The following is a 12,883-nucleotide window of genomic DNA, read 5'->3' on the forward strand; positions in this document are numbered from 1 at the left end:
GGACTTCAAGGCGGCAATAGACCAATTTTTTACTGTGACTCTTCCAGAGATCGCAGGCTCTTTGGCATCTCGAATTAATGATAATTTTCAGGTTCTCAAGCCTGCATCTTCAAGTTGATTCGGTATAGATAGATGTTTTCAGCAATCGTTAGTTCAGGGATCAAGTTCAATTCTTGGTGAATGATGCTGATGCCCGCTTCCTGTGAGTCACGCGGCCCTTTAAACGCGGCAGGTTGGCCTTGATATTGGATGCTACCCGCATCCATGTGATAGATGCCAGTCAGCACCTTCATCAATGTTGACTTGCCTGCTCCATTTTCTCCCATGAGCGCCATGACACGGCCTGGGTAAACATTCAGGCTCGCTTTGTCCAGTGCTTTCACGCCCGGGAACGCTTTCTCAATGTCGCTCAGTTGTAGAATGGCTTGAGTCATAATCTGTCCTCAATATCTCTGGCTTAAAAAACCACGCCCGCTTGAAAGATAACGTTCGCGTATGGCGAGCATTCGCCAGTTCGAACGACAGCGCGGCTTTGTGCCGTGCGTGCTTTAAATGCTTCATGTGACACGTAGCTGATCTCGATAGATTTACCCGTTTCTTCGCTCTCTTTGCTCAGTTCGTTAAGCAATGCTTGATGCAAAACAGGGCTTACATCAGAAAACTCTTCCGCAATGATGACCCCTTCGATTTGCGACTCAGATAGAATCACGCGAACAGTATCAAGAAAACTTGGTACGCCATGCGTTAGCGCCAAATCAATTCGCTGTACATGCTCAGGGATTGGCAGGCCAGCGTCACATATCGTGATCTCATCGGTGTGGCCTAGCGTCGCCACCAAGTAAGAAATATCTGAGTTAATTAGGGTACTTTTTTTCATCTCATCGACCTTTCGGTTACACGTTCATACAACCATGAGCGCCTGTTTTAAAGTGTTTTCGTTATTAACAGAAAACTCATCGAAACGTTTCGATGAAATAATAATTCGTTGTGGTAATTTGACCAGAGTGAGATCGATAAGGTGTGAGAATGATCCGTAATTAACGGGTCATCGAATAGTAAAAAGGTACATGAGTCACACTTTATCATCGAAACGTTTCGATGACTGGCTTAATCTACACTTGAAGTGAGGTTTTTAAAGACAGTTGAAAAAGAGATACGTCCCATTACTGAGAAACACTCTAGTTAATGAGATGGAAACCTTACACATCATCACAGTTCTTGGATGGTTGTCTGATTTTGGAGAACGCTCACCTTACAATCTGGTTACAATTTGCAAAACACATCATCCGTTCAGTACCTTATATGGTATGCGACGTTTGTAGGGACACAAACGGAAACTAAAAGCCATAATGAAGTTAAGCAATCGAGTCATCTTGCTTGTCGCGCCAGTGATCTTATTAAGCGCGCTGGTATCAAGTTATATTATTTACAGCATTCAAAAAGTAACGCTCATCAAGCGAGAAGACAGCTATATCCAATTGCAAATGGAAAAGCTCGCAGGGCAGTTCCGACAAGCCAACATATTCCTCAATAGTTATGCATACACATTAAGCAAAAGTGATGTATTGCAAGACTACTTGGTGAATCATAGCAATCCGTATCGTGAGCGCGTGTTATTTAACCGACTCGATGAAACCGCAGATGTGTTAAGCCATGGCTATACAGGCGATGCAAGCATGGCGATTCTCGACGGGAAACAAAACCTTCTTTATTACACAGAAAATAAATACTACGAATCTTCAGGTGTAGTCGACCCTAAGGTATTGGATTACATCTCGCGAAGCTTTAGTACGAGAGAAGCGTTTAACCATACTGGCTTTATTTACAATTCCAGCGGGCAAAGTATTCTTCTGCAATACGAACTGATCGACAAACGAACAGGGACACAACCTCTAAGTTTTGATCCGCAAAATGTCTTTTTCGTGGTGGTATCGGTATCGCTCGAAGCCTTCAATGAGATCAAGCACGAAATCGAGTTCGACACGCATAGCGTGATAACTTTTGCCGACAAGCCTATTTATCTCGATATTCCTCTCGCTCAGACGATTGAACTATTGCCACACTTTTATGCGGTACTCTCCCCCGCTGAATATTTGATGTGGAATAAAGTCGATAAAGTGTGGCTAGAACTGGCCCTTTCCTTTGGTGTGGCAGCGTTTTGCACCATCACCTTAATTGTTTTGGTTTTGTATCGTTATGTATTACACCCCGTTTCTCGCCTCGATAAACAGCTACAAGAGCTGGAAACAAATCAACGCGGCAACATTGAAAAGCTAGAAACAAACGATGAAATAGGACGCTTATCCTCACGCTTTTTTGATATGTATGAAGAGCTCAACGTCATATATAAGAAAACAAAACGCCTGGCTGAAACGGATCACCTAACGCAACTCGCTAATCGCCATCGTTTCCATGAACTTGCAACTCGTGAACTCGTCTCCCCTTCGCAGCATTTGTGGGTCATTTATGTCGATCTCGATAACTTTAAGTACGTTAATGACAAATACGGGCATGAACTGGGAGACAACTTATTAAAGGTGTTTTCATCACACATCAAAAATGTCTGTCAAAAATTCTCGTACGACTACGATAGTCCCTGTTTTGCAGCAAGATTGTCTGGTGACGAATTTGCTATTTTATTGAGCTCAAATCAGGATGCACAACGCCTACCCGACTTGCTGGCCTCAGAGTTGCTAAAACCGATTAGCAATCTCAGTCCATCTTGGAGTAATTCATTCCCCGTGACTGCAAGCGTAGGTATCGCTCAGTACCCTCAAGACGGTACAGACGTCGCGAAATTACTCTCCAGTGCCGATGCGGCAATGTATCAAGCCAAACGAGCCGGGAAAAACCAGTACGCTTATTACTCAGCAGCTCTCAATGTTGAGTCTCAAAGACGCAGTCAGCTTGAGCGAGCGCTCAGAAAAAGCAACGTAGAAGAAGAGTTCCATCTCGTTTTTCAACCCTATATGAATAATCGGGACAACGAGATTGAAGGACTAGAGGTATTATTGCGCTGGGAAGCGGAAGGCATTGGTCCCGTGCCTCCGAAAGAGTTTATCCCAATCGCGGAACAGGCGGGCTTATTTGATAAAATTGATCGCTGGGTTTTCGCCAATGCAACTGCAGAATATCACCAGCTAAGAAATATTTTTGGCAAAGACATTGTCCTTTCGATCAACCTCTCTTCAGCAGAACTTAACTCCATCGAAATGGCGAATTATATTCATGACCAAGCAAGCAAAAACGGCGTGAAGCCAGAATGTATTGAGTTAGAAATAACAGAAACCTTTGCCGCAGAACAACAAGGTACAGCATTACTTGATGAGCTGTCGAAGCGTGGCTATCGTCTCGCCATTGATGACTTTGGCTCTGGCTATACATCGCTGACTCAACTTGTTCAATATCCGGTTCAAAAGATCAAGTTTGACCGAGAGTTCCTCGTTACATTGATGAAAACCAACAACGGTCATGTGATCAAACCCATCATCGATCTATGCCACGCTCAAAATAAAACGGTCACCGCAGAAGGTATTGAGCACAATGTGATGCATGAATGGTTATCGTCCTACCGCTGTGACTATATGCAAGGCTATTTATTTGGTAAGCCAATGAGTAAGGAACAACTGAATTTGTGGTGGCAATCCGCAAATGACGATAGCCGCTTCGATGGTTCCATAGTAGGTTCAATTACTGTTCAAGGGGCATCTTATTAAAGATTAAGTACAGAAGCCATGTATGTAGCTGCTGTACTTATATAATATAGAAACAAGACTTTACCCTTAGTTTCAATAATATAAGCAACCACATAAGTTCGTACGTTAATTTTTGGTATTATTATTTTTCGATGAAATCTCTCAGTTATTTAAATATTTAATCAAAACGATAGAATTACTTTTTGGTAAGTTTAGTTCTGTTTTTACTTCTTTAATTGAAGACATAAGGAAATAAGTAAAAGCTGACAAACTTTACTTTTGTATTGCTGATCACCGACTTAAATGATTCGTGTAGAAGCTCATTTGTCGGCTCCACTTAGACTTAGCTTTATCACTTGTGAACAGGAAATGCCCTTCTTCTCGGTATTTCTCTACCTTTCTTATCCATCTTGTTGTTTACCCACTCACTTAAAATGCACTAACACACATAACGAGTTGACGTTACGATTTGTTACGAGTCAAATCACAAATCTAAACGCAGGCTGAATAGACGTACAAAAGACAAACACATTGAAATAAAAAGAGTTTCTAATCTAGAAAAAATAAAACGTCGTTTTTATAAATTCGCCATCTCACAAATATCCTTAAACACAGTTTTATTAATTACGCATATCAGATATTATTTATGCCGAAGTTTATCGAAACAATCGATTAACTTCATAATTTATTTGAGTTTCAAACAGTTAGTTTTTAACTTGAAAACTTATCGTTAACCCAATATTAAGTACCTAAGCGTACAATAAGAAACATTGGGAATAGAATTATATTGATGTGCATGTTGTTTTAACGAATGCATGAAGCAATCGGTAAATTTGTAACACCATAGAGTTTTATTTAGCCAAGATGAAAAAGTTAATTTTATTATTTATATGGACATTTCTGTCTGCCTCTCCTTTTGCCTTTGCAAAACAAGCAGATAACGAAGTCAAAAGTCACATACCACAGAATCAAATTGAACAAGTGTTCAAACAAGCAAAGTTAGATGGCGTAGTAGACTTTAAATTGTTTCGTGACGCTTATATCGCGTACCAAAAAACACCAGATAGAAAGAAATCAGTACTAACCATCATCGACTATAGTAAACCATCGACTGAAAAACGCTTTTATGTGGTTGATTTAGATAAAAAGAAGCTTATCTACAATACTTATGTTTCTCACGGTGTGAACAGTGGAAAGAAAACAGCGACGCAGTTTTCAAATGTGGTGAACTCGCGTAAAACATCACTGGGTACGTTTTTGACTGACACCACCTACTACGGCTCAAATGGCTATTCACTTCGACTAGATGGTCTAAGCTCAGGGTTGAACGATAAAGCTCGCGAGCGTTATATCGTTGTGCACGGTGCCGACTATGCTAACCCTTCTTTTATCAAGAAGAATGGTTACCTTGGGCGCAGTTGGGGTTGCCCTGCACTGCCAAAGAAGTTGTCTCGTGAGATCATTGACACCATAAAAGGCGGCAGTGTTATTTATGCAAGCGCATAACACGGGTGCAACTCATGTGGGGAAGAATGCTCTATTTCTTCCCCAACAAATAATCGGATTGACTCAAGCTTCCAGGCCTCATGACTCTCTTTCTTTACCTGTTTCTCCAGTTTTCGCTTGCTTCAACGCTAAAATTATTTAGGTATTAGCTTATACCTAAATAACATCAGAAAACTCTGTTCATCCCTCTTCCATCTCGTTAGTATACGCTGAGTTGGTCAGACACCGATTTTCATTGTTATCATAGTGTCACTAAGATTCCGTAGTCATAGTGATAGTCTATGACGTTATATGTTTAGGGTTACTTCTTGCGTTATCTACACCGTATATTATTGATGCTTTCATTGTCCCTATTTTCAGGGTTCATCGCTGCCTCATATGCGCATACGTATCACCACGCTAAACATTACACCTCTGAACGCTTGCTTAAACTCGTGCAACAAGACGACTTTGAACTAGCACGCAGCGAATTCCATACATTTGCCTCTCCAAGTTCTTGGGGCTCAGAAGGTTATTATCTGCACATAAAGCGCGAGTTGTTAGCGCTGGTTTCCTGCCGCCGAACATCCGCCACTGATGGTGTTTTATCATCAGATTTTACTCCTGATTATTTTTTACTTGTTGCTTTCTCTTCCCCACCACTATTGGAATTGGCAAAACAAGCATCTCGCTTACCTCTTGATGGTTATGGCGGGCTGATGAGTAAACGCTCTCTCTATCGACTCTCAGGAAGAAAAGAAGCCAATTTGATGTACGTCTTTACTCATGGTCGCAACGCCTTCCCTGTTGTTTAACTTTTTATGACATACAGAGAACACGGAAATGTAACGATGAGAACCAATACGCTCATTGTTACTAGAACCAATTTGAGGTCCATATAATGACAAAATTCGCTACGACTATCGCACTAGCATTACTATTTGCAACGAGCTCTGCCTTCGCTAACACGGAAGCAAAGCCAGAAGAAATGAGCAATGAGACTCTGCTAGAATGTGCCAATGTTTCTAATGCACGTATTGCGGTTCCTGAACACAGAGCGATGTTCAGACACTACCTAATGTCTGAAAGAAACTATAGTTTCAGCCAGTTATCTTCTGCTGAGCTTGAATTTAAAGCAGCAGATAAGAATGAATCCGAAGTAGAAAATATCTACAAGTCTCAGTGTAAAGAGGTTGGCGAGTACCTATATAGCATTGGCTATTAAACTCGAAACCCTAACGACACTCATAAAGAAAGGCGCATACATTGCGCCTTTCTTTTTACTGATAAAAACCAGCCGATTAGATGTCTAATCTGTATACAAGCTTAAAAGTGCAAATCAAAGTAAACTTACTGAGAAAACTCTGACACATCCTTGGATTTACAGAACGCTCGACGTGCTTTAACAAACAAGAAACTAAGCACCCCAATCACAAGAGTAATTATTGGGGCCGCCATTAATAGCATTGTGATCGTTTTGCTCATATTCTCTGGTAACAAGGGAAGCAATAAACCAAAACCGCATAATATCAGCGTCCATAAAATCGCACTCAGCCATGCAAAGTAATGGAATTTACTAATACCTTTCACTCGCAACCCCATCATTAATGGCAATAGGGAACGAACAACCGGAATAAACCGCGCACAAAAAAGCGCAATCAATCCATGTTTACTGAGTAATACGTCGACCTGTTCCAAACGCTTTTGAGGAACCGCGCTTACCCAGCCTTGAACCTTAGGTAAGCGATTTAGCCACTTGCCTTGTAAGTAAGCCGACCAACTTCCCAGCCCCGCACTAACAGCTATCACCAACATAATCATAATTGGATCAAGGACGCCAACCGCCGCCAGCGTACCGGATAATACGACGACACTGTCGCATGGGAATGGCGCAGCAGGAATAAAACCACTTTCCAAAAAGATAAGCGCAGCAACAACAAAATAAACCAATCCTGCACCGCCTGGTGCCATTAACGCCGTGAAATCTTGATGCCAAAAGGCACTCAAGACCTGAATTACCGAATCAAACATAAACCGCTCCTAAGCATAACTAACCAAAAATTGTAAAAACATGGAATGTGTTAGCGAGCATGTATAAAGCGGTATATAAGATTCGATTCTTTCCTCGCACCGATTCTGTATTTAGAATGAGTAAAAATACTTTCAACACAACGACCTAAAGCTTCATTGCCGATGCGTTTTAGCAGCCCCATCGAGTGAAATGCCGAACGATATGTCCACCATACTACAGCAAGCGTTTCAAAGCATTCGAGCTCTACATCGTCGTTCGAGCTCGTTTCCTTAGAATGGCTAACCCTCAATATATTCCGGCTGTTTAAACTCGGATAGTCTTGTTGTATTGGAGAGACAGGGTATTCTGAAAAGTGCTTCGACTTAGCGTCAACAGCAATATTCTGGTTATGAAAGGAAAGAATATTTGGGTATGAGTGCGCCAGACTCATGCTCGGAGCCAACAAGCAGAAAAGTAGTCCGAGTAAAGCAATCAGAGTCGTACGCACAAAGGTAACCAAAACCAAAATAATAAGTTCTTTTAACCCTGTGCGTAACGATTGGCAATTAGTATTCTTAATCGTTAAGAATACTAATTATTTTTCACCGTAAGGGTAGTTTTCAAACATTTTCGCAATTTCTTCTTCAATCAGAGATTCTCTTTTCTCAGAGCTCATAGACTCAGATAGTTTCCTACTTGAAACACCTTTCCACACAATCTGATTAGCCTTTGCATCAACAAGCTCTACCACCAGTTTGCCATACTTACGTTCTTTGTATCGTTCCGGCCTTGAAGTGATCACGCCAAAGCTATTCCAACCATAACCGAAACTCACCGAAGACCCAGAAGAGACAAGCTCGGACTCTTCGACGATATCATGATGAACGTAAAGGTCCCCACCACTATTCACTTTAATTAGGCCCTTGTCTTCAAGCTGTTCAGCCAATCCTTGTTCAATACGTCGACCATCAATACTCGTAGGGGCTTCTGCTTGGGCACCGAAATCAAACGTTCTGTAAGCTGAAAAATCGGCTTGCTTATCAACATCCGTTGTTACGGTTGTACAAGCAGACACGAGCATCATCACCGCCCCTAATATCAAACCTTTCCACATGTTAAATCTCCTTTGGTTAAGCTGACTGTTTCAGCGGAATTACGCTAGTGCTATACATACGCTTCAGCAGTAAAAAGTAATCATTTCAATATCTAGTCTTGACCATGAAACCTGACTGTTCAATAAACGCGATTAACCTTTACACTGACAATCTTGAATATCATCAATGCCTAAACGCTAGTAGACAGTGTGTTTGCCCCTAATTAGCAGCCATCGATTTTAGAAGCGGAATCTCTGACCCTCCTGAAAAACAGAGACAATGAACACTTTAACACCAAGACGCTACTTTTTTAGGCATCTGACAAACAATTGATGAGAAAAGACTTTTCTTTTTCGTTCAGTGTGGCATATTAGCTGAGTCCTATCGATGCGCGGGCATCGTATAATGGCTATTACCTCAGCCTTCCAAGCTGATGATGCGGGTTCGATTCCCGCTGCCCGCTCCAATCTCTTTTATCTCAATCTACTCAAAAGAATCCGATGGCGGAGCAAATAGACAGCGCCAACGTTGTTTCCACGTTAAATTTGGTCGTGTTACGTCATAAAACATATCTTTCCATTCTGCAAACGTCACACGAATGGGATTAAAGCTGTTTACAGGTTTAGAAATTCCATACCTAACGGTTTCCACTTCTGGTTCAAACGTTCCAAACATCCGATCCCAGATAATCAACACTCCCGCGTAATTTTTGTCGATGTACTGACGGTTTATACCATGATGAACACGATGATGAGATGGCGTATTAAATACCCACTCTAGCGGTCCAAGCGAGCGAATTGATTGAGTATGAACAAAAAACTGTAAGCCCAGATTAAACAGCACAACGAAGACGACCCACTTGGGATCAAAGCCAATAATCACCAAAGGCAACCAGAAAATCCACATTCCCGCTAACGGATACATCAAGCTTTGACGAAACGCGGTGCTGAAATTCATTCTCTCCGAGCTGTGATGGACCACGTGCGCAGCCCACATCCAACGAATACGGTGGCTAGCTCGATGAAACCAGTAATAAAAAAAATCTTGCAGGACGACAAGTAACAAAAACGCTGAAACGCTCATTTCGATATCAAACAATCGCCAATCAAACCACCACAAATATAACTGAGCAATCAGTAAACCTGTGAGTATGTCTGTCGCTTGGTGTAAGCCCGCAAGCACAAAATTACATACAACTTCCGGAATATAATACATCGCGCTTTCAGGCAAACGTCCCCTTCGTTGTCCAAACCAGTACTCTGCAACCATACATAAAAAGAAAACAGGCGCCAAAATCATCAGAAGTAATTCAGGGCGTTCCATCAACTGTGTCCAATCCATTGTGTTTCTACCATTTTGCATAGTGATCTTCAGTCAGACCTATGACTTCTTCTAACTGATGTTTGATACCATTCCCATCAACGATGTAGCCAGAGAAATAGCCGATATATTGACGAAAATTGCTTTTGAGAAACCAAAAGTTCTTCTTTTCTGAACGTCGGTTTAAAGGCGTGAACACTAGGTCAACCCGTTTATCTTCCGACGTTATATGCCATCTTTGTCCTTCATCATTTCGTGAAAATTGAAAATGAACAGACTGTAAAAAATGCCGTTCACCATTAATCCAGAATACATTTTCACAGTAGCCCGTTTCATTGACGCCTGCAGCTAAGTTCAGCCCCAACCGTCTGCCGCTTTCAAAGCAATTAATACTCGCCCAGCGCCAGCTTGTCTCCCGTCGCATGTACCCAGCGGAAAAGTCGTAACCAGCAGCCACTTCTGAGAGATCTTGTTCCTTTCCTAATATGAATAAATTGCCATCTACCTTTAACGCATTATGCTTCTGCGTATAAGTCCAACCCGCATAACCGGTTGGTGTACACAACATTAATGGCAAACTCATACTTTCTGGACGTAAGTAGAGATCAGCATTGACAGATTTCGTCACAAAGTGGACGTGCCAAATACCATTCTGAATAGAAAATTGAATACTTTTGTCAGCAAGATGGGCATGACTAGACCAACTGGAAGGCTGAGTTTGATAATCAATATTAAAAGGCTTTAACCACTGCTGCTCCACTAACTGATTATTTTGAATGTCAAACAGATAGCAAAAACCAGATGCTAAATACCTAATATCCGCAATCGCAACCCCAATCACGTAGTTAGGTGTGACCAAATTAACGAACTGAAACTGCTTATAGTCACAGTAACGGCGCCACATAGACGCCGGCTTATCCATCTCATCAAGGTAGGTAAACTTATCTAACTGTAGAGATGTGGGAATCCCATCAAGATGGCCAAACACTGGTAGACCGTTTTGCTGAATAAACGAGTCCAGAGTCTTAAGCTCATGCATATTTTTATCTTTTTCGAGTCAACACGCTCAGATGTTAACACTACGTTAACAAAAACAGTTTGCGTGACAGCACAACAATATCGACTAATTTGGCTTCTGCTCGCTATATGTGAAACCGATCACTCAACTATCCACTCATGTCACGCACTTAATCTTGCTCAATCAATACGAACAGAAGTTGGAAATTGAGCGTTCTCATCCGCAGGAAAGACCATTATAGCCATTGAGAATTGGTCAAAATCACTATTTAATGGGAATAAATTCATATAAACTGATTGCTTATTCACATCAAGGAAGAGATCTATGTCACACATACACGATACTATTGTTGCGTTGCAACACAGTAGCCCGGCTCAAAAAGAGTTTTACCAAGCCGTAGAAGAAGTATTAACTTCTCTCGCTCCAGTCATAGAAAGCAATAATAAATATAAAGAACAAGCGATTATCCAAAGAATCGTAGAACCAGAACGTCAAATCATGTTTCGAGTTCCTTGGGTCGATGACGCAGGGAATGTGCAAGTAAACAAAGGCTACCGCGTCGAGTTTAACTCCGCGTTAGGTCCATACAAAGGCGGACTGAGGTTCCATCATTCAGTGAACGCGAGCATCATAAAGTTCCTCGGCTTTGAACAGATTTTTAAAAACGCGCTTACTGGCCTTCCAATTGGTGGCGGAAAAGGCGGTTCAAACTTCGATCCTAAAGGAAAATCTGACGGTGAAATCATGCGATTTTGCCAATCATTTATGAACGAGTTATACCGCCACATTGGCCCTGCTACCGATGTTCCTGCTGGCGATATCGGCGTCGGTGCGCGTGAAATTGGTTATATGTTTGGTCAATATAAGCGATTGACGGGACGCTACGAAGGAGTACTTACAGGCAAGAGCCTTCTTTGGGGGGGCTCACTTGTTAGAAAAGAAGCAACGGGATACGGAACCGTATATTTTGCGGAATGCATGCTCAATGACCGTAATGATTCACTAAAAGGCAAAACTTGCCTCGTTTCAGGCGCAGGTAACGTCGCTATCTATGCAATTGAAAAGCTATACCACATGGGAGCAACCCCAGTAACATGCAGCGATTCTAGAGGCACGATTTATCATGAGCACGGTATTGATCTGCAGCTCCTCAAGCAACTTAAAGAAGTGAAAAGAGCAAGTTTAGAAGAGTATTTAGATACTTACCCTGAAGCAGAGTATACGCCGTTGGGTGACTATCCTAATGAAGGGCATGCTGTATGGCGATATCAAGCTGACACCGCATTTCCTTGCGCGACTCAAAATGAACTGACGTCAAACGATGCTCTTGCTCTTATCGATAATGGGTGTGTTTTGATTAGTGAAGGCGCAAACATGCCAACCACTCGTGATGCGGCCAATATCATCGTGGATTCCGAAATGGCTTATGGGCCAGCGAAAGCAGCCAATGCAGGCGGCGTTGCAACCAGTCAGCTTGAAATGGCACAAAATGCCAGCATGCAAAACTGGACCTTCGAGCAAGTCGATAGCCAGTTGCAGACCATCATGAAAAACATCTTTATTAATGCAAATGAAACCAGTCGAGAGTTTGGTCAACCTGGTAATTTAGTTTTAGGCGCAAACATTGCCGGCTTTAGAAGAGTCGCTGATGCGATGATCGAGCAAGGCATCGTTTAGTGCACAATAGCCAGCAGCCGGACTGCTGGCTTAACACTATTCGGTGGTACACTGCGCTTTGACACAGAGCTTCATTTAATCCGCAATAAGCGTCGTCACTTCAGTTTTAACCGAATTGGCGATAAAACAATTCTCATGAGCCATGTGGTGCATTTTTTCTAATTGAGATCGTGTCGGTTGATCATCACCAGCAAATGTTATCTTAGGGTTTAGTGTTACCTTAGACACCCATTCTTTTCCATTTTCACCTTTTGTCAGCTCTCCTACTGCTTCATCTAGGTAGCGATCCACAACGTAACGTCGTTTCGCCGCAATAGAAAGAAAAACAAGCATGTGACAACTGGAAAGTGCCGCAACAAATGCTTCTTCCGGATCAACGTTTTCTTCTACAGATAGTGGCAACGGCACTACGTGTGGAGATGGTGACGCAGGGACTTGCAACCCGCCATCAAACTTCCAAATGTGCGCCCGACTATACTGGTTATCACTGAATACTTCGTCAGCTTCGCGATGCCATTCGATTAAAGCGGAATGCTTACTCATTCTAACTCCCTGATTTTCTCATTGACGAATCAACACATCC

At 42.1% G+C, this 12,883-nt stretch carries 11 protein-coding genes, 1 tRNA gene and 2 pseudogenes; 7 read left to right on the top strand and 7 right to left on the bottom strand.

Annotated features, from left to right (window positions below):
- Positions 1–118 (top strand): annotated as a pseudogene (locus L3V30_RS18055) (IS630 family transposase); the annotation flags it as partial.
- Positions 119–125: 7 nt separating this feature from the next.
- Here the strand turns inward: L3V30_RS18055 and L3V30_RS18060 are convergent.
- A pseudogene (locus L3V30_RS18060) lies at positions 126–434 on the bottom strand (ATP-binding cassette domain-containing protein); the annotation flags it as partial.
- A 23-nt stretch (positions 435–457) separates the two neighbouring features.
- On the bottom strand, positions 458–877 hold the full coding sequence (gene rbsD, locus L3V30_RS18065; protein ID WP_005397153.1) for a D-ribose pyranase: 420 nt from the start codon (positions 875–877) through the stop codon (positions 458–460).
- A 472-nt stretch (positions 878–1,349) separates the two neighbouring features.
- On the opposite strand from rbsD, the gene L3V30_RS18070 reads away from it, so the two are divergent.
- The 4 genes from L3V30_RS18070 (at position 1,350) to L3V30_RS18085 (ending at position 6,405) form a co-directional block, all read left to right on the top strand.
- Entirely contained in the window at positions 1,350–3,716 is a 2,367-nt protein-coding gene (locus L3V30_RS18070) for an EAL domain-containing protein (protein WP_237309445.1), read from the top strand.
- An 843-nt stretch (positions 3,717–4,559) separates the two neighbouring features.
- Positions 4,560–5,201 (top strand): murein L,D-transpeptidase catalytic domain family protein, encoded by a 642-nt coding sequence (locus tag L3V30_RS18075; RefSeq protein WP_006741014.1) that lies wholly within the window; start codon positions 4,560–4,562, stop codon positions 5,199–5,201.
- 335 nt (positions 5,202–5,536) lie between these two features.
- A complete protein-coding gene (locus L3V30_RS18080; RefSeq protein WP_237309446.1) occupies positions 5,537–5,995 on the top strand; it encodes a hypothetical protein in 459 nt (152 codons plus the stop codon).
- Positions 5,996–6,081: 86 nt separating this feature from the next.
- Positions 6,082–6,405 (top strand): hypothetical protein, encoded by a 324-nt coding sequence (locus L3V30_RS18085; protein ID WP_006741016.1) that lies wholly within the window; start codon positions 6,082–6,084, stop codon positions 6,403–6,405.
- Between the two features lie 125 nt (positions 6,406–6,530).
- On the opposite strand, the gene L3V30_RS18090 is transcribed toward L3V30_RS18085, so the two are convergent.
- The gene (locus tag L3V30_RS18090; protein WP_150916786.1) at positions 6,531–7,211 is read right to left on the bottom strand and encodes a DedA family protein; all 681 of its coding nucleotides are present in this window, start codon (positions 7,209–7,211) and stop codon (positions 6,531–6,533) included.
- A 575-nt stretch (positions 7,212–7,786) separates the two neighbouring features.
- Positions 7,787–8,305: a DUF4136 domain-containing protein gene (locus L3V30_RS18095; protein WP_237309447.1), complete on the bottom strand. Its 519-nt coding sequence runs from the start codon at positions 8,303–8,305 to the stop codon at positions 7,787–7,789.
- Positions 8,306–8,676: 371 nt separating this feature from the next.
- Between L3V30_RS18095 and L3V30_RS18100 the strand changes: the two genes are divergently transcribed.
- Positions 8,677–8,751, top strand: a tRNA-Gly gene (locus L3V30_RS18100).
- Positions 8,752–8,768: 17 nt separating this feature from the next.
- On the opposite strand, the gene L3V30_RS18105 is transcribed toward L3V30_RS18100, so the two are convergent.
- On the bottom strand, positions 8,769–9,626 hold the full coding sequence (locus L3V30_RS18105; RefSeq protein WP_085344412.1) for a sterol desaturase family protein: 858 nt from the start codon (positions 9,624–9,626) through the stop codon (positions 8,769–8,771).
- A gap of 7 nt (positions 9,627–9,633) precedes the next feature.
- Positions 9,634–10,644, bottom strand: a complete 1,011-nt coding sequence (locus tag L3V30_RS18110; protein ID WP_237309448.1) for a DUF2804 domain-containing protein — start codon at positions 10,642–10,644, stop codon at positions 9,634–9,636.
- A gap of 303 nt (positions 10,645–10,947) precedes the next feature.
- Here L3V30_RS18110 and gdhA point away from each other — a divergent pair, with 303 nt between their 5' ends.
- Complete coding sequence (gene gdhA, locus L3V30_RS18115; protein ID WP_237309450.1) at positions 10,948–12,300, top strand: NADP-specific glutamate dehydrogenase; 1,353 nt, start codon at positions 10,948–10,950, stop codon at positions 12,298–12,300.
- Positions 12,301–12,375: 75 nt separating this feature from the next.
- Here the strand turns inward: gdhA and L3V30_RS18120 are convergent, their stop codons facing one another.
- Positions 12,376–12,843, bottom strand: coding sequence for an OsmC family protein (locus L3V30_RS18120; protein ID WP_047008245.1), 468 nt, complete (start codon positions 12,841–12,843; stop codon positions 12,376–12,378).
- Positions 12,844–12,883: the final 40 nt, after the last annotated feature.

This window comes from Vibrio sp. A1-1 (assembly GCF_021728175.1).
Taxonomy (GTDB): Bacteria; Pseudomonadota; Gammaproteobacteria; order Enterobacterales; family Vibrionaceae; genus Vibrio; species Vibrio diabolicus.

Coding starts and splice junctions, on each gene's coding strand:
- rbsD (WP_005397153.1), bottom strand. CDS start 877: ATGAAAAAAAGTACCCTAATTAACTCAGATATTTCTTACTTGGTGGCG.
- L3V30_RS18070 (WP_237309445.1), top strand. CDS start 1,350: ATGAAGTTAAGCAATCGAGTCATCTTGCTTGTCGCGCCAGTGATCTTA.
- L3V30_RS18075 (WP_006741014.1), top strand. CDS start 4,560: ATGAAAAAGTTAATTTTATTATTTATATGGACATTTCTGTCTGCCTCT.
- L3V30_RS18080 (WP_237309446.1), top strand. CDS start 5,537: ATGCTTTCATTGTCCCTATTTTCAGGGTTCATCGCTGCCTCATATGCG.
- L3V30_RS18085 (WP_006741016.1), top strand. CDS start 6,082: ATGACAAAATTCGCTACGACTATCGCACTAGCATTACTATTTGCAACG.
- L3V30_RS18090 (WP_150916786.1), bottom strand. CDS start 7,211: ATGTTTGATTCGGTAATTCAGGTCTTGAGTGCCTTTTGGCATCAAGAT.
- L3V30_RS18095 (WP_237309447.1), bottom strand. CDS start 8,305: ATGTGGAAAGGTTTGATATTAGGGGCGGTGATGATGCTCGTGTCTGCT.
- L3V30_RS18105 (WP_085344412.1), bottom strand. CDS start 9,626: ATGGATTGGACACAGTTGATGGAACGCCCTGAATTACTTCTGATGATT.
- L3V30_RS18110 (WP_237309448.1), bottom strand. CDS start 10,644: ATGCATGAGCTTAAGACTCTGGACTCGTTTATTCAGCAAAACGGTCTA.
- gdhA (WP_237309450.1), top strand. CDS start 10,948: ATGTCACACATACACGATACTATTGTTGCGTTGCAACACAGTAGCCCG.
- L3V30_RS18120 (WP_047008245.1), bottom strand. CDS start 12,843: ATGAGTAAGCATTCCGCTTTAATCGAATGGCATCGCGAAGCTGACGAA.